General features: G+C 69.5%; 22 protein-coding genes. 16 read left to right on the top strand and 6 right to left on the bottom strand.

Annotated elements, in window-relative coordinates; translation table 11 throughout:
- The first annotated feature begins 253 nt into the window (after positions 1–253).
- Positions 254–1,432 (top strand): hypothetical protein, encoded by a 1,179-nt coding sequence (locus tag ACWGIH_RS41825; protein ID WP_453451669.1) that lies wholly within the window; start codon positions 254–256, stop codon positions 1,430–1,432.
- 101 nt (positions 1,433–1,533) lie between these two features.
- On the opposite strand, the gene ACWGIH_RS41820 is transcribed toward ACWGIH_RS41825, so the two are convergent.
- Positions 1,534–3,624 (bottom strand): PhoX family protein, encoded by a 2,091-nt coding sequence (locus tag ACWGIH_RS41820; protein WP_453451668.1) that lies wholly within the window; start codon positions 3,622–3,624, stop codon positions 1,534–1,536.
- Between the two features lie 391 nt (positions 3,625–4,015).
- Here ACWGIH_RS41820 and ACWGIH_RS41815 point away from each other — a divergent pair, with 391 nt between their 5' ends.
- The 10 genes from ACWGIH_RS41815 (at position 4,016) to ACWGIH_RS41770 (ending at position 12,298) form a co-directional block, all read left to right on the top strand.
- Positions 4,016–5,767: a VWA domain-containing protein gene (locus tag ACWGIH_RS41815; RefSeq protein ID WP_453691771.1), complete on the top strand. Its 1,752-nt coding sequence runs from the start codon at positions 4,016–4,018 to the stop codon at positions 5,765–5,767.
- An 80-nt stretch (positions 5,768–5,847) separates the two neighbouring features.
- Positions 5,848–7,482, top strand: coding sequence for a methionine--tRNA ligase (gene metG, locus ACWGIH_RS41810; protein ID WP_453451666.1), 1,635 nt, complete (start codon positions 5,848–5,850; stop codon positions 7,480–7,482).
- A 233-nt stretch (positions 7,483–7,715) separates the two neighbouring features.
- On the top strand, positions 7,716–8,138 hold the full coding sequence (locus ACWGIH_RS41805; RefSeq protein ID WP_453396880.1) for a WXG100 family type VII secretion target: 423 nt from the start codon (positions 7,716–7,718) through the stop codon (positions 8,136–8,138).
- Between the two features lie 56 nt (positions 8,139–8,194).
- Positions 8,195–8,509 carry a WXG100 family type VII secretion target gene (locus ACWGIH_RS41800; RefSeq protein WP_453396879.1) on the top strand — a complete coding sequence of 105 codons (315 nt, stop codon included), beginning with the start codon at positions 8,195–8,197 and terminating at the stop codon, positions 8,507–8,509.
- Positions 8,509–8,733 carry a hypothetical protein gene (locus ACWGIH_RS41795; protein ID WP_453451665.1) on the top strand — a complete coding sequence of 75 codons (225 nt, stop codon included), beginning with the start codon at positions 8,509–8,511 and terminating at the stop codon, positions 8,731–8,733. The genes ACWGIH_RS41800 and ACWGIH_RS41795 overlap by 1 nt, the downstream gene beginning before the upstream one ends.
- Before the next feature lie 159 nt (positions 8,734–8,892).
- Positions 8,893–10,245 (top strand): RNase A-like domain-containing protein, encoded by a 1,353-nt coding sequence (locus ACWGIH_RS41790; RefSeq protein WP_453451664.1) that lies wholly within the window; start codon positions 8,893–8,895, stop codon positions 10,243–10,245.
- A gap of 33 nt (positions 10,246–10,278) precedes the next feature.
- Positions 10,279–10,842, top strand: a complete 564-nt coding sequence (locus ACWGIH_RS41785) for a hypothetical protein (RefSeq protein ID WP_453451663.1) — start codon at positions 10,279–10,281, stop codon at positions 10,840–10,842.
- Positions 10,843–10,889: 47 nt separating this feature from the next.
- Positions 10,890–11,189: an RNase A-like domain-containing protein gene (locus ACWGIH_RS41780; RefSeq protein ID WP_453451662.1), complete on the top strand. Its 300-nt coding sequence runs from the start codon at positions 10,890–10,892 to the stop codon at positions 11,187–11,189.
- Positions 11,190–11,202: 13 nt separating this feature from the next.
- Positions 11,203–11,859 carry a contact-dependent growth inhibition system immunity protein gene (locus tag ACWGIH_RS41775; RefSeq protein WP_453451661.1) on the top strand — a complete coding sequence of 219 codons (657 nt, stop codon included), beginning with the start codon at positions 11,203–11,205 and terminating at the stop codon, positions 11,857–11,859.
- Between the two features lie 253 nt (positions 11,860–12,112).
- On the top strand, positions 12,113–12,298 hold the full coding sequence (locus ACWGIH_RS41770; RefSeq protein WP_451215099.1) for a hypothetical protein: 186 nt from the start codon (positions 12,113–12,115) through the stop codon (positions 12,296–12,298).
- A gap of 164 nt (positions 12,299–12,462) precedes the next feature.
- Here ACWGIH_RS41770 and ACWGIH_RS41765 read toward each other — a convergent pair whose 3' ends face one another.
- Positions 12,463–13,110, bottom strand: a complete 648-nt coding sequence (locus ACWGIH_RS41765) for a TetR/AcrR family transcriptional regulator (RefSeq protein WP_453451660.1) — start codon at positions 13,108–13,110, stop codon at positions 12,463–12,465.
- 128 nt (positions 13,111–13,238) lie between these two features.
- Between ACWGIH_RS41765 and ACWGIH_RS41760 the strand changes: the two genes are divergently transcribed.
- A complete protein-coding gene (locus ACWGIH_RS41760; protein ID WP_453451659.1) occupies positions 13,239–14,153 on the top strand; it encodes an NAD(P)-dependent oxidoreductase in 915 nt (304 codons plus the stop codon).
- A gap of 145 nt (positions 14,154–14,298) precedes the next feature.
- On the opposite strand, the gene aspS is transcribed toward ACWGIH_RS41760, so the two are convergent.
- Positions 14,299–16,083, bottom strand: coding sequence for an aspartate--tRNA ligase (gene aspS, locus ACWGIH_RS41755; RefSeq protein ID WP_453451658.1), 1,785 nt, complete (start codon positions 16,081–16,083; stop codon positions 14,299–14,301).
- Positions 16,084–16,247: 164 nt separating this feature from the next.
- Here aspS and ACWGIH_RS41750 point away from each other — a divergent pair, with 164 nt between their 5' ends.
- Positions 16,248–18,413, top strand: a complete 2,166-nt coding sequence (locus tag ACWGIH_RS41750; RefSeq protein ID WP_453451657.1) for an ATP-binding SpoIIE family protein phosphatase — start codon at positions 16,248–16,250, stop codon at positions 18,411–18,413.
- A gap of 58 nt (positions 18,414–18,471) precedes the next feature.
- On the opposite strand, the gene ACWGIH_RS41745 is transcribed toward ACWGIH_RS41750, so the two are convergent.
- From ACWGIH_RS41745 to ACWGIH_RS41735, 3 genes are all read right to left on the bottom strand, one after another.
- Positions 18,472–19,527, bottom strand: a complete 1,056-nt coding sequence (locus tag ACWGIH_RS41745; protein ID WP_453451656.1) for an AI-2E family transporter — start codon at positions 19,525–19,527, stop codon at positions 18,472–18,474.
- A gap of 80 nt (positions 19,528–19,607) precedes the next feature.
- Positions 19,608–20,564 (bottom strand): pirin family protein, encoded by a 957-nt coding sequence (locus ACWGIH_RS41740; protein WP_453451655.1) that lies wholly within the window; start codon positions 20,562–20,564, stop codon positions 19,608–19,610.
- Positions 20,565–20,716: 152 nt separating this feature from the next.
- Positions 20,717–21,205, bottom strand: a complete 489-nt coding sequence (locus tag ACWGIH_RS41735; protein ID WP_453451654.1) for an SseB family protein — start codon at positions 21,203–21,205, stop codon at positions 20,717–20,719.
- A 144-nt stretch (positions 21,206–21,349) separates the two neighbouring features.
- Here ACWGIH_RS41735 and ACWGIH_RS41730 point away from each other — a divergent pair, with 144 nt between their 5' ends.
- From ACWGIH_RS41730 to ACWGIH_RS41720, 3 genes are all read left to right on the top strand, one after another.
- The gene (locus tag ACWGIH_RS41730; protein WP_453451653.1) at positions 21,350–23,191 is read left to right on the top strand and encodes an acyl-CoA dehydrogenase; all 1,842 of its coding nucleotides are present in this window, start codon (positions 21,350–21,352) and stop codon (positions 23,189–23,191) included.
- A 147-nt stretch (positions 23,192–23,338) separates the two neighbouring features.
- Entirely contained in the window at positions 23,339–24,658 is a 1,320-nt protein-coding gene (locus ACWGIH_RS41725; RefSeq protein WP_453451652.1) for a M18 family aminopeptidase, read from the top strand.
- 109 nt (positions 24,659–24,767) lie between these two features.
- Positions 24,768–24,989 carry a DUF6458 family protein gene (locus tag ACWGIH_RS41720; RefSeq protein WP_367043799.1) on the top strand — a complete coding sequence of 74 codons (222 nt, stop codon included), beginning with the start codon at positions 24,768–24,770 and terminating at the stop codon, positions 24,987–24,989.
- Positions 24,990–25,062 lie beyond the last annotated feature (73 nt).

Below are 25,062 nucleotides of genomic sequence, written 5' to 3'. Positions count from 1 at the left end.
GGCGGCTCGGCGGGCGGGCGTGACGGTGGCTCGACGGCGGGCGTGACGTAGGTCCCGGGGAACTGGTGACCTTCGGCCCCACCCACCCTGACCAGCACCTTTTCGCGTTTCACGGTCTCGCGCCGCCCTGTGCGGCCGGTTGTTACGTTCCCTACGGATGACGCACACACGGCGCCCGTAGCTTCATGTCTGTCGCCGCCGCAAAGAGGCACAAAGACGGACAGTCCGACCGACCAGTCACAAGGGATCCGCTATGCGCGCCACCCGCCGTACCTTCCGCACCGCCGCCATCGCCACCGGAGCGATCGCCGCTCTCGCCGTCCCGACCACGGCAGCCTTCGCCGCCGACACCCCGCCGAACCCGCAGGGCCAGGTGGATGTGGATCAGGACAAGTCCACGGACCCGGGCACGGACACCGGCACGGACACGGAGACGCCGCAGCCCGGCAGCTGGGAGTCGATGGGCACCACCGACCTCGGCAAGGGCTGGTCGGCGAAGGTCGACGTCAACGCGTCCGCCCGCACCGCCAAGGCCGCGATCTCCCTCGACGGCACCGCCAAGGGCTCGCTCACCGCGTACGAGAAGTCCGCGAGCACCAGCATCGACGGCAACACCTTCACCCTGACGCCCGACGGCACGGTCACCGCGAAACTCGTGGCCAAGGACAAGGACAAGGACAAGGACAAGGACCGGGACAAGGACAAGCCCGTCCCCGGCGGCTGGGTCTCCAAGGGCACCACCGACCTCGGCAAGGGCTGGTCGGCGAAGGTCGACGTCAACGCGTCCGCACGCACCGCCAAGGCGGCCATCTCCCTCCACGGCAAGGCCAAGGGCTCCTTGGAGGCGTACGTCGACCCGCGGGTCACCAAGATCGACGGCAACACCTTCAAGCTCTCGGCGGACGGCACCATCACCCGGACCGGGGCGGCCCCGAAGCCGAAGCCGTCACCGAAGCCGACGCCGGGCCACGAGCGCACCTTCGTCCGCCAGTACACGAACCTCGGCGGCAGCGGCTTCGACGCGAAGGTCTACAAGACCAGGAGCGGCTACGAGGCCGACATGATCGCCAAGGCTCCCGACACCGGCAAGAAGACCGTCTGGGACACGATCAAGCAGTCCGGGAGCAAGGCCGCGTACGGACAGCACAACGGCGCGCACTTCGTGCTCGACCCGGACGGCACCATGAAGGCCTGGACCGAGGGCAGGACGACGCCGAAGCCGCAGCCGAAGCCCCAGCCACACACCCAGCAGCACGCCCAGCAGCAGAACGGCACCTCACAGGTCGTCCCGAAGGGCGGCGTCAAGGCCGGGGCCGACGGCATGTCCCCGGCAGGCGAGAGCGCCCCGCTGATGGCGGCGGGCGGCGGCATGGCGGCGCTGGGCGCGGCCGGCCTGGGATTCGCGCTGTACCGCCGCAAGCAGAACGACTGATCCCGCCGCACGACAGCGGCGATACAGCGGCGGTACGACGATGGGGCGCCCTCTGCCGATCGGCAGAGGGCGCCCCATCGATGCTGCTCAGATGATCCTGCTCAGACGCCGATGTCGCTGCCGTCCTTGCGCCACACGGAGACGACCGACGGCCGGACGATCTTGCCCGGCCCGTCGGGCCACGCGCTCGCGGGCTTCTCGACGGACGCGCCGTCGACCTCGCCCGGGTGCTGCACGGAGACGAGCACGCGGTTGTCCTGGATGATCGGGCCGCAGGTCTCCGCGCCGTTCGGCATGGTCAGGAACTGCTTGAGCTCGCCACGCCGGTCACCCTTGGTCGCGACGCCGAACAGGCCGTCGTGCGAGCCGAGTTGGTTGCCGTCCGTCGAGAGCCACAGGTTGCCGTGCGGGTCGAAGGCGACGTTGTCCGGGCAGGAGATCGGGCTGACCTTCTCCTTCGGGAAGCCCGCGAAGTACGTGGCCGGGTCCTCGGGGTCGCCCGCGACGAGGAAGAGCGACCAGGCGAAGGACGTGGAATCGGCACGGTTGCGGCGCTCGGTCAGCTCAAGGACCTGGCCGTGCTTGTTCAGGTTGCGCGGGTTGGCCTCGTCGGCGCCTGCCTTGCCCGCCTTGCCGCGGTCGGAGTTGTTCGTGAGCGCGACATAGACCTTGCCGGTGTGCGGCGACGGCTCGACGTCCTCGGGGCGGTCCATCTTCGTGGCGCCGACCTTGTCGCCGGCCTGACGGGTGAAGACGTACACCTCTTCGGCGGTCATGCCCTCGACGTGCGAGACGGCGTGTCCCTTGGGGCCCGCGGTGGCGAGCGGGATCCAGACGCCGCTGCCGTCGAACTCACCGTCGGCGGGCAGCTTGCCGGTGCCGTCGATGTCGGCGGCCGGGGAGTCGCCGGTCAGCTTGGCGACGTACAGCGTGCCCTCGTCGAGGAGCGTGAGGTTGTGCTCGTGCGCGGCCCGCGACTGCCCCTTGGCGACGCGCTTGCTGCTGACGAACTTGTAGAAGTAGTCGAACTTCTCGTCGTCGCCCATGTAGACCACCGGGCGGCCGTCGTGCGTGAGGCGCGGCTGCGCGGCCTCGTGCTTGAAGCGGCCGAGCGCGGTGCGCTTGCGCGGGGTCGAGTCCGGGTCGTACGGATCGAGTTCGACGACCCAGCCGAAGCGGTTGGCCTCGTTGGGCTCCTTGGCGAGGTCGAAGCGGTCGTCGAACCGCTCCCACTTCCGCTCGGACGCGGCACCGATGACGCCGTAGCGCTTGAGGCGCGCGGCGGCGGTGGGCTCGGTGACCTTCTCCGCGTTGGCGAAGTACTGGTTGAAGTTCTCCTCGCCGTGCAGGGTCGTGCCCCAGGGGGTGGTGCCACCGGCGCAGTTGTTCAGGGTGCCGAGGACGGTGGTGCCGCGCGGGTCGGCCTTCGTACGGACGAACTCGCCGCCCGCGGCAGGTCCTGTGAGCCGGAACTCGCTGGTGGCGGTGAGGCGGCGGTTGAGCTGGTGGCGGCTGACGGCGGTCAGCTTGCCGCTCCTGCGCTCCTCCTCGACGACCACGACGGAGAGGCCGTGGGCGGCCCAGGCGATCTCAACCTGCTCACGTGTTGGGTTGGCGGCGTCGTATCCCTTGAACATCAGGATCTCGTCGGTGTACTCGTGATTGGCGACGAGGACCTGGCGCCCGCGCTCGCGGCGCAACGGCAGGAGGCTCAGGAAGTCGTTGTTGTAGCCGAACTGGCCCGCCTGCGCCTTCGCGGTCTGCTTGTCCGGGTCGAAGGCGGGGGCGCCGCGGAGGATGGGCTCGCCCCAGCGGATGACGACGTTCTGGGCGTAGCCGTCCGGGATCGTCACGGAGTCGGTCTTGTTGGGCGCGACGGGCGTGAAGCGGAGCCCGCGCGCCCCCTTTTTGCTTTTGTGCGACGCGGGTTTCTGGGGCGCGGCGGCCGCCTCCGGGGCGGCGGGTCCCGCGACGACGGCGCTGCCCGCGGCGGTCGCCACGGTCACGACCGCGGCGGCGCGCATCATCGAGCGGCGGCTGAGCGCGCCCGCTATGACATCGCCGACGTACTCGTTGTCGCTGGTGTTGGGCACCTCGTGGAAGCAGGCGTCACCACAACGGAACCGGCAGGTCAGGGCGGAACGGTTGCCGCTTCCCTGGTGCGAGGTGATGATCGGCAGCAGCTTGCGCACGGTTCCTCCGTTGTGTGGCGTTGCATGGTGTGGCTCGGCTTGGCGTGGCTTGGCGTGGCTTGATTCCGCCGTGACGCTAGGCGCGGAGGTCGGCAGGGCGACGGCCTGAGGGTGAACGGGAAGTGAACCGAGAGCGCACAGAGGGCAGTTGAGCTGCGGGTGCGGGGTGTGCGCGGGATGCGCGGGGGCTGCTTTTGGGGTGAGGGTGACGCTTGGGCGACCCTCACCAAGATCGCCTGCCGCGACGGCTAACCTTACGTGTCCGCCCTGGCCAGGGGTTATCGGGAATCAACTCACGCGAAGGGGTGCACCCATGGGCATTCTGAGTGTCCTGCGGAACGCGTTCGGACGGTCTTCACGCAAGGGGGATCAGGCGTCGGAGCCTGAGGCGGTGACTCCGGAGGCTTCGGAGACCGCCGCGCCCCCGGAGGCTGCTCCCTCCGCCACGGTGCCGGCGCCCTCGTCCGAGCGGGTGCCTCCGGCGGCCGAGCCGAAGGCGACGGTTCCGTCGCCTTCGCCCGAGCCTTCGCCTTCGGCGGTGGACGATCTCGTCGCGGCGGCGTTCGACCGGGACCGGGTGTCGGTACCTTCGCCTTCCCCGGCTCCCGAGGATGATCTGGCTCCGGAGCCCGAAGCTGTGACCGAGCGGGACCTGGCTCCTGAGCCCGAAGCTGTGGCCGAGCGGGACCTGGCTCCGGAGCCCGAAGCTGCGGCCGAGCCGGACCTGGCTCCGAAGCCCGAAGCTGTGACCGAGCCGGACCTGGCTCCTGAGCCCGAAGCTGTGACCGAGCCGGACCTGGCTCCTGAGCCCGAAGCTGTGGCCGAGCCGGACCTGGCTCCTGAGCCCGAAGCTGTGACCGAGCCGGACCTGGCTCCGAAGCCCGAAGCTGCGGCCGAGCCGGACCTGGCTCCGAAGCCCGAAGCTGTGGCCGAGCCGGAGTCTGCGCCCGCCGCCGAGGCGGAGGTTGCCGCCCCCGAGGCGGAGGCCGTCACCCCGGAGGTTGTCGCCCCCGAGGCCGTGGCGCCGGAGGCCGTGGCGCCGGAGGCGGAGGTTGCCGCCGAGCCCGAGACTGACGCCCCCGCCCCCGAGGCGGAGGTTGCCGCCGAAGCCGAGGCTGACGCCCCCGCCCCCGAGGCGGAGGTTGCCGCCGAAGCCGAGGCTGACGCCCCGGAGGCCGAGGACGTGACCCCCGAGGTAGTCGCCCCCGAGGCAGTTGTCGCCGACGCCGCTGAATCGGCCCCGTCAGTTGTGCCCACCCGTCCCGCCCAGCGGGACGAATGCCCACAACAGGCGACCCCCACGACCGCCGAAGACGAGGCAAAGCCCGAAGCCCCCGCGGAGCCCGAAGCCCCCGTGGCCGAAGAGACGCCGGCAGCCGAGGCCCCCGCAGAGCCCGAAACCCCCGAGGCCCAGGAAACGGCGGCAGCCGAAGCCCCCGCGGAGCCGGAGGCCGCCCCCGCCGAAGAGACCCCGGCTGCCGAAGCCCCCGTAGCCGAGGAAACGGCGAAGCCCACCCTCTCCGCCGCCCTCGCCCCCGCGTACAAGGCAGCCGGCGCAGCCCTGCAGAAGCGGGAGCTCACCGGGGTCCGCGCCCCCGTGTACCTCGTCCTCGACCGCTCCGGATCCATGCGCTCGTACTACAAGGACGGCTCCGCCCAGAGCCTGGGCGAGCAGGTCCTCGCCCTGGCGGCCCACACGGACCCCGAGGCCACCGTGCACGTCGTCCTCTTCTCGACCGAGATCGACGGCACCGGCACCCTCACGCTCCCCGAGCACGAGGGCCGTGTCGACGAGCTGCACGCGGCAGCGGGCCGCATGGGCCGCACCAGCTACCACGCCGCGATCGAAGAGGTCGTGTCCCACTACGAGAAGTCGGAGCACAAGGGCAGCCCCGCCCTCGTCGTGTTCCAGACGGACGGCCCCCCGGACGCGAAGGGCCCCGCCAACCAGGCCCTCGCGGACGCGGCCAAGCACCCCCTCTTCTTCCAGTTCGTCGCCTTCGGCGAGCACGAGGCGAAGGGCTTCGACTACCTCCGCAAGCTGAAGGCGGAGAACGCCGCCTTCTTCCACGCGGGCCCCACCCCCCGCGAGCTCACGGACGCGGAGCTGTACGAGGGCCTGCTGGCGGCCTGGCGCCCGTAACCCCGAGGGGTGGGCCCTTCGGGGTCCACCCCCTGGAATCGAGGTGAATCGCCCGCTCCGGGGCCGTTAGGATTTCGACCATGGCGGCCATTGGATCCGAGAAGCAGGGAGCGGGCGAGAACGCGAAGGCGTTCTACGTCTCGACCCCCATCTACTACGTAAACGACGCTCCTCACCTGGGCCACGCCTACACGACCGTTGCAGGGGACGTGCTCACGCGCTGGCACCGTCAGCGCGGCGAGAAGGTGTGGTACCTCACCGGCACGGACGAGCACGGTCAGAAGATCATGCGCACTGCCGAGGCGAACGACGTCACGCCCCAGGCGTGGTGCGACAAGCTCGTGGACGAGGCCTGGCGGCCGCTCTGGGAGCACCTGAACATCGCGAACGACGACTTCATCCGCACCACGGAGCGGCGTCACACGGACCGCGTGCAGGAGTTCGTCCAGGATCTCTTCGACAAGGGCGAGATCTACAAGGGCGGCTACGAAGGCCCGTACTGCGTGGGCTGCGAGGAGTACAAACTCCCCGGCGACCTGATCGACGGCGAGGCCGGGAGCGAGTTCGAGGGGCAGAAGCTCTGTCCCATCCACAAGAAGCCGGTGGAGCTCCTCAAGGAGGAGAACTACTTCTTCAAGCTGAGCGAGTACGGTCCCAAGCTGCTCGCCCACTACGAGGCGAACCCGGACTTCATCCAGCCCGAGTCGGCCCGCAACGAAGTCGTGAACTTCGTCAAGCAGGGCCTGCAGGACCTCTCCATCTCGCGCTCGACGTTCGACTGGGGCGTCAAGGTCCCGTGGGACGACAAGCACGTCATCTACGTCTGGGTCGACGCCCTCCTCAACTACGCCACGGCCGTCGGCTACGGCGCGGACGAGGAAAAGTTCAAGTCAACCTTCCCCGCCGACGTGCACCTGGTCGGCAAGGACATCCTCCGCTTCCACGCGGTCATCTGGCCCGCGATGCTGATGGCGCAGGGTCTCCCGCTGCCGGGCCGCATCGCGGCGAACGGCTGGCTGATGGTCGGCGGCGAGAAGATGTCGAAGTCGAACCTGACGGGCATCAAGCCGCAGGACCTCACCTCGCACTTCGGTGTCGACGCGTACCGCTGGTACTTCCTGCGTGCCATCGCGTTCGGCCAGGACGGCTCGTTCTCGTGGGAGGACTTCACCGCCCGGTACACGAGCGAGCTGGCGAACGACTACGGAAACCTCGCCTCGCGCGTGGCGGCCATGGTCGGCAAGTACTTCGGCGGCGCGCTCCCCGAGGCGACGGCGGTCGGCGCCGCGGAGCAGGCGGTCCAGGAAGGCCTGGCCAAGGCGGTCGCGGCGGCTGACCTGAAGATCGGCGAGGAGCTGGACTTCCAGGCCGGCATCCTGGCGGTCTTCGCCTTCGTCAAGCAGGTCAACGGCTACATCACGGAGCAGGAGCCGTGGAAGGTGGCCAAGGACGAGTCCCCGGAGGGCCAGGCCCGCCTGGCGACGATCCTCTACACGGCGGCGGAGTCGCTGCGCGCGGTGGCCGTCCTGCTGAACTCGATCATGCCGGAGACCTCGCAGAAGCTGTGGGACTCACTCGGCGCGGAGCCCACGCTCGGCCCGCTCGCCACGCAGCGGGTCCAGGACGCGGGCACGTGGGGTCAGCTGCCGGTGGGCGCAACGGTCACGAAGGGCGCGGTGCTTTTCCCGCGCCTGGAGGACAAGCCGGACGCGTAGCGGTACGCGTCGGATTGCAGAAAAGTCCTGGCAGCTCCGTGTTCTACGGCGTGCTGCCGGGACTTTTCTGCAATCCGACGCGGCCCGAACCCCATCGCGTACGAGGCCGCCATTCATGAGGCCGCACCGCGCACAAGGGCCCACCGCCGGCCGTCGGCTTCGGAAGAGCGCGAGATTAGGATCATCGCGCAGACACGGTTTGTCATGCCGGAGTCACGGAGGAGGTGCGGAGTATGGGTGTACGTGGAGCAGGCGGGGGCCAAGAGAGCGGCGTCGATCTGAAGGTGTCGAGCAAGGACCTCACCAAACTGACCGAGGACCTCGACGTCATGCAGGACCATCTGGACAAGCAGGTCAGGCGGATGGACGCGATCGTCGACCGCATCGAAGCGGGTTGGCGAGGACCGGCGGCGACGGCATACCGCGAGTTCCACCGGGCAGCGGCCGAGGACGCCGTGCGCATCCGTGAAGTGATCCGGCATATCGAGCAGGCCGTACGCCTGAGCCGGGATGGCTTCACGGAACAGGAGCTGGACGTGATGGCCCAACTGCGGAGTATCCCGGTGGACATCGACAGCGAGGTCGACAAGCTGTCGACACCTGCCCCGGAGACGACCGGGCCCGCCCATCCGCGCAGCAGCCTCGACTCTTTCTGATGGCCTCTCCCGGGGCACCTGCCGCGACCACGACGACACCTACGAAACGGGGAATCATGCCGACCGGAAGTGCGGACGACGAGCACATAACCGTCGCCTTCGCCTCCCTCCGCGACCTCGCCGGCGATCTGGAGGACATCCTCAAGAAGCTCAACGGCAGTCTGGATGACCTCCATGACCGGGTGGTGCCGGTCGTGTTGTCCTGGGAGGGGGAGACTCGCGAGGTCTTCGTTGACAAACTCGACGAGTGGGACCGCTCGGCCCAGGACCTCCAAGCCGCCCAGAAGTGGCTCCACGCGTGCGCGACCACGAGCCACATCAACTATGCGGCAGCGCACCAGGCCGTGCTGCGCGGCTGGGGGGCCGGCTGATGGGGACCCCACCGCCGGGCCAGAACGGCACCATCGACGTCAAGCCGAGCGACCTCCACCGCGTCTCGGGCGGTGTGGCGAGCCAGCAGACCGTGATGGACAAAGGTGCCAAGAGCCTGCTCGAAGACCTGCGCGAGTTCCCGGACGCCGGCGGTTACGGGACTTCGCCCCAGGCGTTCGCGAGGTCGTACGTCAAGGTGGGCAACCGCTTCCTCGATGTGTGAGCCAAGAGCATCGTCAGTATCGGGGGTGCGGCAGTCGGCTTTACGTCGACGGCCAATGCTTATGCGAAGGCGGAAGCGGCCAACGACCCCAAGGGGAAGGCGAAGCCGGTCGTCCAGCCGTTACCCAAGGTCATCGAGGAGGCGCCCTCCTACGGCTCCGTGCCGAATCTCAAGTGGGGCGACGACGACGGCGGCGACGACTTCATCCGCAGACTCCTCGAGTGGGTGCCCGAACCCGTCCGGGACGTGCTGAGGCCGGTAGTGAAGCACGCCTTCCGGATGGGCAAGGTCGCCGACGTCTACCCGTATCCACAGCAGCACCACCTGAACTCACTGTCCAAGGCGTGGATGGCGACGACCGCCTCGCTCTCCATGGCGGAGAGCGGGCTGACCGGGAGCGTCAGCAGCATCACTCAGCAGACCAACAGCGAGTGGCACGACGCGATGCGCCAGTTCTGCAGTTCGCTGTGGGGCACGACGGCATGGGGCAAGAGCCGTGTGAACTACGAGTGGAAGCACGACAGCTCCTCCTCGCAGACCTCCACCCACCCCGTGATGACCGTGCTGTTCGACACGGCCAAGAAGGTCGGCGATCTCCTCTACGAATTCGCCGAGGCAGCCGTCTACCTCAATCGCGAGGTGTGGGACGTCTACGTCGAGGCCGTACGCGAGGCCATCCCCAAGGTTGAGGTCAACCTCAAGGACGGCGTGGGCATGGACGACGTCACGGGGTTGGTCAAAGGGGTGGTCAAAGGTGTCGCCAAGGGCGCGGGCCAGTTGGGCCAGGGCATTGTCCTGAACCTGGACACCGGCAAGTTGAACTCGATCGTCACCACGTACAACCAACGGGTCGACGCGCTCGTTCCGCGTCTCGACGCCCTCATGGCCCCGTTGGACGAGGCCCATCTGAGCGCTCCGAAATTCAAGGCCCAGGAGGCACGTGCGCACGGCTTCGGCATGCGGGCCCTGGAGGAGTTCAAGGACTCGAAGGTCTGGCTGAAGGTCGACTCGGCCGGCAAGTACGACCTCAACCTCGCCGCCAATGAGTACATGGACAACGGCCACACTCTGGACAAGCACGTCGGCAAGACGGACATGCAGCTCGCGCAGCGCCTGCGCGACCAGCAGGCGAACGGGCCGACCCCGGCTTGGCCACACGGGAAGCCGAAGATCGGTTCCTCTTCGGCCTTTCCGAACTACCGGCGAGCGGAGGAGCTGACCGAGTACAACCTCAACCAGAACAAGGCCGCCATCGAGGCATGGATCAAGGGCCCACCCCCGCCGGGAGAGGGCACCGTCGAGTCGTTCCAGGCGACGGCGGCCCCCGGCGAGACCAGCGGCCGCAGCGTGAGCAAGCAGCCGGTGGACCTCGGAGACCCGCTGTCCGGGTACAAGGAGGGCGGCCTCGACGCCAAGGGGTACGACGTGAACGGCATCGAGACCCGCATCAGGTACGACAGCAGTCGCACTCCGCCGTTCACCGTCATGACGTCGATGCCCTACAGGCCCTAGCCTCCCGAGCCGTCCGAGAAAGGCCACCACCACATGTCCGTCGATCAGACCGCCTGGGAAGCCGCGGTACGTCACCTGTTCGAGGACGCGTACCCGTTCGACGCCACGGGGCCGCGGCGCCACGAGGACTGGGTTCTCGACGTCCTCGCGCTGATGGCCCGGGCCGTCCCGGACCCCCGGGGCTGGACCGGTCTCGACGACCCGGCGCAGGTTCCGGAGAGCGAGGGGGTCCCCACGTACCCCTTCGTCGTCGAACCCCCCGAGTACATCGCGCCTCGTCTTCAGGAGATCGACCGCGAAAGCGCCGAGAACCTACTCCTTGCCCTCACGGACGACCGCTGCACCCTGTCCAACCTGAGGCGCTTCACGGAGAGCGAGGAGGAATTGCGGGAGATGGCGCGCACGATCCTGGCGCGTTACGGGGACGGGGCCGGCTATCACACCAACGTCAAGGTGCCCGGTCATGTGAGCGGCACGCTCGACTTCACGTCATCGGGGTTCGCGTACAACCCGCTCAGCAGCTACACGGAGGACTGCGGCCTGATCGTAGTCTCGGACACCGAGGTCGGCATGTTCTGGAACTTCTCCCCGCTCTGAGCCGCACGCCTACAACCACCGATCAGGTCATTTGAGAGGATCTCCCCGTGCTCACCCGTTCCGCCTCCTACCCCGACCGGGAGACCGCTCACTGGGCCACGCAGCAGGTGGTGACCGCCAACGAGCAGGTCATCCACCGCTGGCTCGCCCAGGGCACCCGGGCCCGCCTCACCATCGAGGCCGCCTGGCCCTCCCGCGAGGAGCCCGTGGGCCGGGTCCAGTTGGAGGGCGACCTGCTGGCCGGGCGGGGGCCCGCCGACGTTCGCGCGGCGCGCGTGGTGCTGCACCGTGAGCCGTCGAATCCGCACGGCTTCGTCGTCCGCACGACCGTCCCGTTCTACCTGTAGGGGCCGCACACACATGTCCATGAAGCCCCTCGAACATGACCGCCGTTACGGTGAGCTGGATCAGGTGATGCGCGCGTACCTGGGGCAGTCTGCCGACGACACCCCGGAGCAGCGCAGCCGCGCGCTGGACGCGTACCTCCGTCACACCTGGCACGCCCGCCCCTGGGCCGTCGCGGAGGCGGAGCGCCAGCTGCGCGAGTACAGCCGCAACCCACCGGGCCGCATCCGGCAAAGGCTGGGCGAGTTCTACGCGATCCCGGACACCGGGATCGCCGAGTCGGCGATCGGCGACTGGCTGGCGATGCTGGCCGACCACCTGAGGAAGAGCGTCGAGGAGGGCGACGTCCCGGAACCGTCGTTCCCGCAGACTCACTGGGAGTGGCACGCGCGCTTCCCGGAAACCGCGCAACTGCTCGGCGGCTGGTTCTCGCAGGACATCGTCGACGAGTTTCCTGACCACGACGCCGCCGTCGCCGACTACGCAGCCACCACCGATCCCCAACTGGCCGCACGCCTTGTGGGCGAACTCCACGAGTTGCTCGCCCTCTCCCTGGACGAGGGGGACTACGCCTTGGCAGCCGCCGAACTCGGCATGGAGGTCGGCCCGCCCGAGCCGTTCTCCTACGGCGCCTGGTTCCAGGCCGTGGCGGCCAAGCTGGCCGACGGCTGATCCGGGCTTGCGGACCACCCTCCATTAGCCGTTCCGGCCTGGAGGAGTCGAAGCAGTCGTAAGCGGTCTCAATAGAGTGATGTGTCCGGTTATGCCCTATGGAACTGAACTGGACTGCGGGGGCTCGTGATTCACGTCGCGGGCCCCTGCTTCTTGCCCAACTTGGCTGATTCACGCGGGTCCAATAGCGATACCGATCACATTCGACCAGAACTCACGCCGTCTTCACATCTTCATACGTACGCTTCACTGTATGACCACGACTCCCGACACCCCCGACCGGCCGCGCCCCGCGGCCGAGGTGAACGAGGAGATACGCGCGCTCTGGCTGCGGACGGGCGGATATCTTCGCCCCGAACAACACCTTGAGTACGAGAAGCTCGTGGCGGAGTGGGCCGAGGCGACAGCCGCGGCGGCCTCGCACTCACCGGCCGTGTGAGCGGACAGCGCGCTTCGGTCCCGACGCGATTCAACAACTGAGCGGGCCTTCATGAGCCACTGGCGACGCGATTCAACAAACGCGAACCAGGGGCCGACGGGGTCCGCAGGGCCAGCGGGGGCAGCAGGGCGGACGGCGGGAGCCCCTCCCGCCCGCAGCGTGAACTAGCGCCCCACCGCGCCCCCACCCGCGCCCCGCCCCGCGCCCTGCACCCCGTACGACCCCACGAGCCGCGCCAGTTGGCGTCCTGCCGCCCGCAGCGGCTCCTCGCTGCGGTTGACCTGTGCGGTCACCTCCGCGCCCTCCAGGGCGCTGATCACGGTGGTCGCAAGGTCCCGCGCGTCCCGCGCGGCGAAGCCCGAGCCGAGCAGCTTCTCCTCGACCAGGCGCTCCCAACTCCCCAGCGCGGCCGCGCACACCCGCTGGATATCCGAGTCCGTGCCCAGCGTCTCCAGGGCGGCGGCGGTGACGGGGCAGCCGTCGACCCAGCCCGACTCCCGCAGCCCCACGGCGAGTTCCGCCGCGCAGGCCTCGATCGCGGCGCCCGGGTCGTCGGCCGTGGTCAGCGCGTCCCGCAGCAAGTCGGCGAACTCCTCGCCGCTGTGGGTGATCGCGGCCACCGCGACGGCTTCCTTGCCGCCGGGGAAGAAGTGGTAGACGGAGCCGAGCGTGGCCTCCGCGTCCTTCGCGATCTGCTTGATGCCGGTGCCCACATATCCCTGGCGCTGGAGCAGGCGTGCGGCGGCGATGACGATGCGGTCGCGGGTGCCGGTAGTCGCGGCTCCGGCTGCGGCTGCGCTGATCTGGGCCATGCGGCCACCTTACCCGAAGACTAATTAGAGCGTTCGTTCCAGAGACGTGCTACGTTCTCACCACGCGCTAAATAGAGCGATCGTTTTAGTCCACGGTCCACCCCCCTTTTCCAGCCTTGGAGGCACACGTGAACGCCACCCCTGCCACCTCCGCCACCTCCCCCGCCCCCGTCACCCTCATCGGTCTCGGCCCCATGGGCCACGCGATGGCCACCGTCCTGCTCGACAAGGGCCACCAGGTCACCCTCTGGAACCGCACCGCGTCCCGCGCGGACGACCTGGTGAGGCGCGGAGCGGTCCTCGCCGCCACCCCCGAGGAGGCGGTCGCCGCCAACGAGTTGATGATCCTGAGCCTCACGGACTACGCCGCGATGTACGCCGTACTGGAACCGGCGGCGGACGCCCTCTCCGGCCGGGTGATCGTCAACCTCAGCTCGGACACCCCGAAGGAGGCGCGCGAGGCGGCGAGTTGGGTCGCGGGCCACGGTGCGTCCCACCTCACGGGCGGCGTACTCGTCCCGCCCTCCGGCATCGGAAGCCCGGACGCCTCCACCTTCTACAGCGGCCCGCGCGAGGCGTACGACAAGCACCGGTCGACTCTTGAGGTGCTGACGGGCGTGACGGACCACCGGGGCGAGGACCCGGGCCTCGCGGCACTGATGTACCAGCTCAACATGGTCATCTTCTGGACGAGCGTGTCCAGTTACTGGTACGCCGTCGCCCTCGCCAAGGCCAACGGCCTCTCGGCGGCGGACATCCTCCCGTACGCCTCGCAGAACATGAGCGGGATGCCGGAGTTCCTGTCCTTCTACTCCTCGCGCATCGACGCGGGCAACCACGAGGGCGACGTGGACCGCCTCGCCATGGGGCTCGCGAGCATGGAACACGTGGTGGACACCCACACCGACGCGGGCGTGGACGCCGCGCTGCCGTCGGCGGTGGCGGACCTGTTCCGCCGGGGAATGGCGGCGGGCCACGGAAAGGACAGCTTCTCCAGCATCGTGGAACTCCTGGGCCGGGAGACGCCCACGCGGACCGGCTGAGCCGCCGCGGGCACACCCCCAGGCGCAACGGAGAGGGCCCGGAACCACAGTGGTTCCGGGCCCTCTCCGTGCGTGCCGCGAAGGGCTACCTCGTGCCGCGAAGGGGTGCTTCGTGCGGCGAAGGGGTGCTTGGCGCCGCGAAGGACTACTTCTCCGTGTCGCCCTTGCCGGCGGCGACCGGCTTGCGGAGCTGGATGTTCAGCTCGCGCAGGCGGCTCTCCTCGAGCTCCGAGGGGGCGCCCATCATCAGGTCCTGGGCGTTGCCGTTGAGCGGGAAGGCGATCGTCTCGCGGATGTTCGGCTCGTCCGCGAGGAGCATCACGATGCGGTCGACGCCGGGGGCGATCCCGCCGTGCGGCGGGGCGCCGAGGCGGAAGGCGCGGAGCATGCCCGCGAACTCCCGCTCCACCGTCTCCGCTTCGTAGCCCGCGATCGCGAAGGCCTTGAGCATGACCTCGGGCTCGTGGTTACGGATCGCGCCGGAGGACAGCTCGATGCCGTTGCAGACGATGTCGTACTGCCAGGCGAGGATGTCGAGGGGGTCCTTCTCCTCCAGGTCCTTCATGCCGCCCTGCGGCATCGAGAAGGGGTTGTGGGAGAAGTCGATCTTGCCGGTCTCCTCGTCCTTCTCGTACATCGGGAAGTCGACGATCCAGCAGAAGCGGAAGACGCCCTCCTCGAAGTGGCCCGCACGCTTGGCCGCCTCGACACGGACAGCAGACATGATCTTGGAGACCTCGTCGAACTCACCCGCCCCGAAGAAGACCGCGTGGCCCGGGGCGAGGGAGAGGCGCTTCGTGAGCTCCTCCACGTTCGCCTCCGTCAGGAACTTCGCGATCGGGCCGGTCAGCGAGCCGTCCTCGGCGACGCGGACCCAGGCGAGGCCCTTCGCGCCCTGCTCGACCGCGTAGTCACCGAGGCCGTCGAAGAACTTGCGGGACTGCGACGCCGTGTCCGGCACCGGCAGCGCGCGCACGTGCTTGCCCGCGAACGCCTTGAACTCGGAGTCCGCGAAGATGTCCGTGATGTCGTGCAGTTCGAGCTTCGCGCGCAGGTCCGGCTTGTCGTTGCCGTACTTCAGCATCGACTCGCGGAACGGGATGCGCGGGAAGGGGGAGGTCACCTCGCGGCCGCCGCCGTACTCGGTGAAGATCTCCGTCATCAGCTTCTCGATGGGCTGGAAGACGTCTTCCTGCTCCACGAAGCTCATCTCGACGTCGAGCTGGTAGAACTCGCCCGGCGAGCGGTCGGCGCGCGCGTCCTCGTCGCGGAAGCACGGCGCGATCTGGAAGTAGCGGTCGAAGCCCGAGATCATCAGGAGCTGCTTGAACTGCTGCGGGGCCTGGGGCAGCGCGTAGAACTTGCCCGGGTTCAGGCGGGACGGCACGACGAAGTCGCGGGCGCCCTCGGGGGACGTCGCGGCGAGGATCGGCGTCGCCATCTCGTTGAAGCCGAGGGCCACCATCTTCGAGCGGATCGAGGCGATGACCGAGGACCGCAGCATGATGTTGCGGTGCATGCGCTCGCGGCGCAGGTCCAGGAAGCGGTACTCAAGACGCCGCTCCTCGTTCACGCCGTCGTCCGCGTTGATCGTGAAGGGGATCTGCTGGGCGGCGCCGAGCACCTCGACCTCGGCGGCCTCGATCTCGATCTCGCCGGTGGGCAGCTCGGGGTTCACGTTCTCCGCGCCGCGCGAGACGACCTTGCCGTCGACACGGACGACCGTCTCCTTGGAGAGCTTGTCGAGCGTCTCGGCGGCGGCCGTGCCGGGGCGGGCCACCAGCTGCGTGATGCCGTAATGGTCGCGCAGATCGATGAAGAGGATGCCACCCAGGTCTCGGCGATTGTGCAGCCAGCCGCTCAGCCGGACGTCGGAGCCGACGTCAGAGGCGCGGAGCTCGCCGCAGGTGTGGGACCTGTACCGATGCATCTTCGTTCATCCAGTCTTCGCGAATAGGGGAGAGAGCAGACAAGCCTCAAGGCTACCGTCCGGGCGGAGATCGCTTTCCGGATTACTTCGCGGATCACCCCGGAGCGCTCATCGCCACCCCCCGGCGGTGGCGACTTGTCCATCGATCTTCCTAAAGTGGGTCAATGCGCACCGACCATCCCTTGCAGCAGGCGGGCGACGAACCCCTGCCTCCCGTGGGGGACGTCCTCGCCGCCATCGCGACCGGCCTGTGGCGCTGGGACAACTCGGCCGGCACCGTCACGCTCGACGCCGAGGCGGCCCGGCTCCTCGGCCTCCCTCCGCACCCCCAGGCCCTCACCGAGGCCGGCGTGCGCTCCCGTTTCCACCCCGTCGACTGGAACGAGATCGACGGCATCGTGCAGCTCGCCGTCGCCGAGGGCACCCTCGCCGAGGCCCGCCTGCGGATCATGGACGACCAGGGGCGGGTGCTCCGCATCGTGCGCAGCCGCTCCAAGCCGGTCGTGGACGAGGTCACGCACGCGTACGAGCTCATCGGCACCCTCCAGGAGGTCACCGAGCCCCCGCCGGGCGCCGCCGCCCGCACCCCCGTCACCGGCGACTGGCGGCGCTCCCGCGAGGCCTTCCTGCTCGACGCGGGGCGCGCGCTCGCCGAGGCGCGGTCGACGGAGGAAGTGCTGCGGGTGGCCAGCGGGCTGTCGATGCCGGGGTTCTCGCCGGACGGGCTCGGGGTCTTCGGGGTCGAGGGCGACCGGCTCAAGATCATCGGGCATTACGGCCACCAGCCCGGCGACGACCTGCCCTTCTCGGCGATGCCCCTGGACACGGACTACCCGGCCGCCGAGGTGGTCCGCACGGGCCGCGCGGTCTATCTCTCCTCACCCGAGGAGTACCACCGCCGCTACCCCGCCACGTGGCCGCTGGCCCGCCCTTTCGACCGGCAGTCGTGGGCGTTCCTGCCGCTGACCGTCGCGGGCCGCACGATGGGCGCCTGGCTCGCGGCCTTCGCCTACCCCGTCTCGTTCACGCCGGACGAGCGCTCCGTCCTGACGACGGTGGCCCGGATGCTGGCGCAGGCCCTGTCGCGGGCCGGGGTCGCCGAGTCGGAGCGTGAGCTCACGGAGGGGCTGCAGCGCTCGATGCTGCCGCTGCTCGGGCCGCGTATCCCGGGGATGTCGGTGGCCGCGCGGTATGTGCCCACCGGCGGCGGGCTCCAGGTGGGCGGCGACTGGTACGACATGATCCCGCTGCCCAGCGGCCGCATCGCCTTCGTCATCGGCGACGTGCAGGGGCATGACGTGCGCGCGGCAGGTCTCATGGGCCAGCTGCGGATCGCCCTGCGCGCGTACGCCTCCGAAGGGCACCGCCCGGACGCCGTGCTCTCCCGCGCGACCCGTTTCCTCTCCGGGATCACGGACGGCATCACGATCGGCTCGGACGGCGCCACCAAGGGCGACGATCCCGCCGACCCGCGCTTCGCGACCTGCCTCTACGTGGAGGCCGACCCCGTCACCGGCGTCCTGGAGATCGCCCGCGCGGGCCACCCGGAGCCGGCGATACGGATGAGTGACGGAACGGTCCTGCTGCGCCCCACGGCCGGCGGCCTGCCGCTCGGCATCGACCCGGACGCGGACTACCCCACGACCCGGCTCGTCCTGGAGCCCGGCGAGACGATGCTGGTCTGCACCGACGGCCTCATCGAGACCGGCGGCCACGACCTGGACAGCGGCTGGTCGAGGATCCGCAAGATCCTGGAGGAGCACGGGGGCGACGGTGACGACGACGGCCTGGAAGAGCTCGCCGACACCCTCGTACAAGCCGTGCACGGACCCTCGTCGCACCACACCACGGGCCCCTTGGTGGACCGGCGCGAGGACGACATCGCGGTCCTGCTGCTTCGCAGGGCCGGCCACCCAGCCCACCGCACGCCCGCCCGGCGCACCGTCCTGACGGTCGCGCAGGCCGAGCCGGAGCGGATCGCGGGGGCGCGGCGCCATGTGCGGGAGCTGCTGCACGACTGGGCGGTCCCCGATCAGGTCGACTCGGCGGTCCTGATGGTCTCCGAGATGATCACGAACGTACTGGTGCACACGGACGGCGACGCCCTGCTGGTCGCCGAGGTCATGGGGGAGCCGGGCTCGCGCTGCCTGCGGGCCGAGGTCTCGGACGGCAGCGACGACCTGCCGCACAAGCGCCACCCGGGCGAACTCGCCTCGTCCGGGCGGGGGTTGGTCCTGATGGAACTGCTCGCCGACGAGTGGGGGGTGGAGCCGCGGGGCGAGGGCAAGAGCATCTGGTTCGAGCTGTACGAGGGTGCCGCGGGCGAGTGACTCCGGCGCCCGAAGCCCGGGGCGCCACCGTGCGTCACCGGCTCCGCCGAGTCCCTCCTCAGACGCCGGACGGGCTGGATTCCCCCGCCGCGTGTCTCTCCCGCAGCTCGGAGATCACCCCGAACACGGCCGCCGTCACCGGCACCGCGAGCAGCATCCCCAGGATCCCCGCCACGGACGCCCCCGCGGCGATCGCCAGCATGACGATCGCGGGATGCATCTGCACGGTCCGCGACTGGATCACCGGCTGGAGCACGTGTCCCTCCAGGACCTGCACGGCCAGGACCACGCCGAGGGCCCAGAGCGCGATGACGAAGCCCCGGTCGGCGAGCGCGACCAGGACGGCGACGGCGCCGGAGATGAAGGCGCCCAGATAGGGGATGTAGGCGCCGATGAACACGAGCGCGCCGAGCCCCCACGCCCCGGGCACCCTCAGGATCAGCAGCCCGACGGTGATGCAGAGGGCGTCGATCAGGGCGATGAACGTGGTCCCGCGCATGAAGCCCTCGACGGCCTCGAAGGCGCGCCGCCCCATGGCCTCGACGGTGTCGGCGGTGCCGCGCGGCGCGAGCGAGCGCATGGACCCGAGGGCGCGGTCGGAGTCGCGCAGGAAGAAGAAGACGAGCAGCAGCGCAAGGACGGCCATGGCGATCATCTCGCCGACGACGCTGAGCCCGCTGATCACTCCGGACGCGGCGGAGCCGCCGAACTTGCCGAGCAGGTCCTTGGCGTTGGACGCCATGTCGTCCAGGGAGGTCCCCGCGGCGCCGAAGTGCTCCGAGAGGTCGGTGGCGGCCTGCTTCAGGGAGGCGACGATCTGGTCGCCGGTGTCGATCAGGGCCTTGACCACGATGTACATGGCGCCGCCCACGACCGCGACGACGGCCGCGCAGGTGAGCCCGGCGGCCAGTGACCGCTGCACCTTCATCTTCAGGAGCCAGCGGTAGACGGGTCCCAGGAGCGCCGTGCCGAGGAGGGCGAGCAGCACCGGGGTGGCGGCCGTCTTGAAGGTGACGAAGAGCCAGATCGCCACGGCGGCCACGCCGGTGACGAGCAGGAGGACCACGCACCAGGCGGCGGTGCGGCGTACGGGCTCGGGCAGGAGGGTGCTCACCCTCCTACCCGAGCATGGGCCTCATGGCCCCGCACGTTGTGTACGCCCAACAGCCGGTGTGTACGCCCACCAGCCGGTGCTCACATGCCGTGCACGGCCGGGACCGTGCCGAGCAGGCCCTTCTGGAAGTCCTCGAACGCCTGCTGGAGCTCGGCCTGACTGTTCATCACGAACGGTCCGTAGTGCGCCATCGGCTCACGGATCGGCTGCCCGCCGAGCAGCACGACCTCCAGGTCGGGGGTGTTCCCGTCCTGCTTCTCGTCCGCGCGCACGGTCAGCGACGAGCCCGCGCCGAAGACGGCCGTCTGGCCCATGTGGACCGGGCGGCGCTCGGCACCGACCGTGCCGCGCCCCGCGAGCACGTACGCGAGGCCGTTGAAGTCCTCGCGCCAGGGGAGCGTGACCTCGGCGCCGGGGCGGACCGTCGCGTGGATCATCGTGATCGGCGTGTGCGTGATGCCGGGGCCCTGGTGTCCGTCGAGCTCACCGGCGATGACGCGCAGGAGCGCGCCGCCGTCGGGGGAGGTGAGGAGCTGCACCTGGCCGCCGCGGATGTCCTGGTAGCGGGGGTCCATCATCTTGTCCCGCGCGGGCAGGTTCACCCACAGCTGGAGGCCGTGGAAGAGGCCGCCGGACTGGACGAGGGACTCCGGGGGCGCCTCGATGTGCAGGAGGCCGCTGCCCGCGGTCATCCACTGGGTGTCGCCGTTCTGGATGGTGCCGCCGCCACCGTTCGAGTCCTGGTGGACGAACGTGCCGTCGATCAGGTACGTGACGGTCTCGAAGCCGCGGTGCGGGTGCCAGGGCGTGCCCTTCGGCTCGCCGGCTCCGTAGTCCACCTCACCCATCTGGTCCATCATGATGAACGGGTCGAGGTACTTGTAGTTGATCCCCGCGAACGCCCGGCGCACCGGGAAGCCCTCGCCCTCGAAACCGCTGGGCGCGGTCGTCACGGCGAGCACGGGGCGGGCCACAGCGTCGCCGGACGCGGCCACACGGGGCAGGGTCAGCGGGTTCTCGACGGTCACAGCGGGCATGTCGGTGCCTCCTTCTTCGTACGCTCACTTTAGTTGAACGTAGAACTTCTTGCCACCGGGAACGCGGAACGCCCGGAGGGAATTCCCTCCGGGCGTCCTGGGTGGCCCCTGATCCTGCGGGCGGCGGCTAGCCGTCTGCGCAGCAATGGCGTCTAGCCATACATCCTGCGCATCGCGAAGTCGACCATCTGTTCGACGGCCTTGGCGTCGAAGACCATGCGGTGCTCGCCCTCCATGTCCAGGACGAAGCCGTAGCCGGTGGGGAGCAGATCGATGACCTCCGCGCCCGTGATCACGAAGTACTTGGACTCCTTGCCCGCGTACCTGCGCAGCTCCTTGAGGGAGGTGAACATCGGGATGACCGGCTGCTGGGTGTTGTGCAGGGCGAGGAAGCCGGGGTTGTCGCCGCGCGGGCAGTAGACCTTCGAGGTGGCGAAGGCCTGCTGGAAGTCCTCGGCGGACATCGAGCCCGTGGTGAAGGCGCGCACCGCGTCCGCGAGGGACGGGGGCGACGGCTCGGGGTAGAGCGGAGGCTGCTGGGCGTACCCTCCCGCGCCGCCTTGCATCTGCTGCGGCGGCGGCTGCGCCCCGGGCGGGGCGTACTGCTGCTGGGCGCCTGGGCTCTGGTCGTAGCCGTACATGCCCGCAAGAGTACTGAGCCCGCACGAGGACTGAGTCACAGATGCCCTATTAGGGGTTGCTTCTTATTACTGGCGGGTAGCATCATCGTAGCTACTTGCTGGTACTGATCCTGTTGATCCCTTTCTGCTTACGGAGCCGTCGCCATGGGGCACTACAAGTCGAATCTCCGCGACATCGAGTTCAACCTCTTCGAGGTGCTCGGCCGCGACAAGCTGTACGGCACCGGCCCGTTCGCCGAGATGGACGTCGACACCGCCAAGAGCATCCTCGAAGAGCTGCGCCGCCTCGCCGAGAACGAGCTGGCCGAGTCCTTCGAGGACGCCGACCGCAACCCGCCGGTCTTCGACCCGGCCACCAACACCGCTCCCGTACCGGCGTCCTTCAAGAAGAGCTACCAGGCCTTCATGGACTCCGAGTACTGGCGCCTCGGCCTGCCCGAGGGCATCGGCGGCACGACCGCGCCCCGCTCCCTGATCTGGGGTTACGCGGAGCTGCTGCTCGGCGCCAACCCGGCCGTGTGGATGTACTCCTCCGGTCCGGCGTTCGCGGGCATCCTGCACGACGAGGGCAACGAGGCGCAGAAGAAGATCGCCGCGATCGCCGTCGAGAAGCAGTGGGGCTCGACGATGGTCCTGACCGAGCCGGACGCCGGTTCGGACGTGGGCGCGGGCCGCACGAAGGCGACTCTGCAGGAGGACGGCTCCTGGCACATCGAGGGCGTGAAGCGCTTCATCACGTCCGGTGAGCACGACATGTCGGAGAACATCCTCCACTACGTCCTCGCCCGCCCCGAGGGCCACGGCCCCGGCACGAAGGGCCTCTCGCTCTTCCTCGTCCCGAAGTACGAGTTCGACTGGGAGACCGGCGAGCTCGGCGAGCGCAACGGCGTGTACGCCACGAACGTCGAGCACAAGATGGGCCTGAAGGCGTCCAACACGTGCGAGATGACGTTCGGCGACCAGCACCCCGCCAAGGGCTGGCTGATCGGCGACAAGCACGACGGCATCCGCCAGATGTTCATGATCATCGAGTTCGCCCGCATGATGGTCGGCACGAAGGCCATCGCGACGCTCTCGACGGGGTACCTGAACGCCCTGGAGTACGCCAAGGAGCGCGTGCAGGGCCCGGACCTCGCCCAGTTCATGGACAAGACGGCGCCCAAGGTGACGATCACGCACCACCCCGACGTGCGCCGCTCCCTCATGACGCAGAAGGCGTACGCGGAGGGCATGCGCGCGCTGGTCCTGCACACCGCGGCCGTCCAGGACGACATCCAGATCAAGGAGGCGGCGGGCGAGGACGCGTCGGCCCTGATCGCCCTGAACGACCTCCTGCTCCCCATCGTCAAGGGCTACGGCTCGGAGAAGTCGTACGAGCAGCTGGCGCAGTCGCTCCAGACGTTCGGCGGCTCGGGGTACCTCCAGGAGTACCCCATCGAGCAGTACATCCGTGACGCCAAGATCGACACCCTCTACGAGGGCACGACGGCCATCCAGGGCCAGGACTACTTCTTCCGGAAGATCGTCCGCAACCAGGGTGCCGCGCTGAACGGCCTCGCCGAGGAGATCAAGAAGTTCCTCGCGGTCGGCACCGGCGGCGAGAGCCTGGCCGGGGCCCGCGAGGAGCTGGCCAAGGCCGCGGTCGAGCTCGAGGCCATCGTCGGCGTCATGCTGACGGACCTCGCGGCCACCGAGCAGGACGTCAAGTCCATCTACAAGGTGGGCCTCAACACGACCCGCCTCCTGATGGTCTCGGGCGACGTCGTCGTCGGCTACCTCCTGCTGCGGGGCGCCGCTGTCGCCGCCGAGAAGCTGGCCACGGCCTCCGCCAAGGCTGTGTCTGCCAAGGATGTGCCCTTCTACGAGGGCAAGATCGCCGCGGCCAAGTTCTTCGCCGCGAACGTCCTGCCGGGCGTCGCGGCCGAGCGGAAGCTCGCCGAGGGCGTGGAGCTCGACCTGATGGAGCTGGACGAGGCGGCGTTCTAGCCTCCGCGACACTTCAGGGTGGCCCGCTCCCGGTTCCGGGGGCGGGCCACCGTCGTTCCCGGACTCCCGGACACGCGCAAGTCACGTACAGAACCTCCCGGAAAAGGCCACCCTCGCCCCGAGAGACCGCTAGCTAGGCTGGAAGCCATGAGCACACCTGCCCGCTTCACGCCTGCCCGCTTCGACCGCGGCCACTCCGACGACCTCCTGACCTTCCTTGCGGCAAGCCCCTCCCCGTACCACGCAGTGGCCGGCGCCGCGGAGCGGCTGGAGAAGGCCGGTTTCCGGCAGGTCGAGGAGACCGACGCCTGGGACGGATCGACCGGCGGGAAGTATGTGCTGCGCGGTGGCGCGATCGTGGCCTGGTTCGTCCCCGAAGGGGCATCGGCGCACACCCCGTACCGCATCGTCGGTGCCCACACCGACTCGCCGAACCTCCGCGTGAAGCCGAAGCCGGACGCGGGTGCGCACGGCTGGCGGCAGGTCGCCGTCGAGATCTACGGCGGCCCGCTGCTCAACTCCTGGCTCGACCGCGACCTCGGCCTCGCGGGGCGGCTCTCGCTGCGGGACGGCTCGACGCGCCTGGTGAACATCGACCGCCCGCTCCTGAGGGTGCCGCAGCTGGCCATCCACATGGACCGCGGCGTCATCGCCGACGGCCTCAAGCTCGACAAGCAGAAGCACATGCAGCCCATCTGGGGACTCGGCGACGACGTCCACGAGGGCGACCTCATCGGCTTCCTGGAGGAGGAGGCGGGGCTCGCCCCCGGCGACGTCACCGGCTGGGACCTGATGACGCACCCCATCGAGGCGCCCTCCTACCTCGGCCGCGACCGCGACCTCATCGCGGGCCCGCGGATGGACAACCTCCTGTCCGTGCACGCCTGTACGGCGGCGCTGGCGGCCGTCGCCACGGCGGACGGCGCCGACGCCCTGCCGTACATCCCCGTGCTCGCCGCCTTCGACCACGAGGAGAACGGCTCCCAGTCCGACACGGGCGCGGACGGCCCGCTCCTCGGCTCGGTGCTCGAACGCTCCGTCTTCGCGCGCGGCGGCACGTACGAGGACAGGGCCCGCGCCTTCGCCGGCACGGTCTGCCTCTCCTCCGACACGGGCCACGCCGTGCACCCCAACTACGCGGAGCGGCACGACCCGACGCACCACCCGCGCGCCAACGGCGGCCCGATCCTCAAGGTCAACGTCAACAACCGGTACGCCACCGACGGCGCGGGCCGTGCCGTGTTCGCCGCCGCCTGCGAGAAGGCCGGCGTGCCCTTCCAGAGCTTCGTCTCGAACAACGCGATGCCCTGCGGCACGACCATCGGTCCGATCACCGCGGCCCGGCACGGCATCAAGACCGTCGACATCGGCGTCGCGATCCTCTCCATGCACAGCGTGCGCGAGCTGTGCGGCGCGGACGACCCGTACCTTCTCGCCAACGCGCTCGTGGCCTTCCTCGAAGGCTGAACCCGCGGAACTGAACCCGCGGAACAGAAGGCCGTTTTCCGCTTCTCCGTGTGGCCGTGCCGGGTCCGGGTACCCGGGTGCCCTGCCACGACTTAGGGAGGCGGTCCACATGGGCCTGGGCGGATGCATCATTCTGATCGCCGCGGGCGCCATCCTGGCGTTCGCCACCGACTGGGAGATGGAAGGCATCAACCTCACCGTCACCGGTCTGATCATGATGGCTGTGGGCGTGATCGGCGTCGCCGCGTTCACCAACGCTCGCCGCAAGACGGTCGTGCCGCCGGGCGCGACCGTGGTCGAGACGGAAGACGACCACCACCACCGCTACTGACGGCCGGCCCCGCTCGCGGGCCGACGTTTTCAGCCGCTCCTCGTCGCCGGGCCCGGTGGCCACCTCCGTGGCC

The sequence above is a fragment of the Streptomyces sp. NPDC054872 genome (genome assembly GCF_053610705.1).
This window is presented reverse-complemented; position numbering and strand designations above follow the sequence as displayed.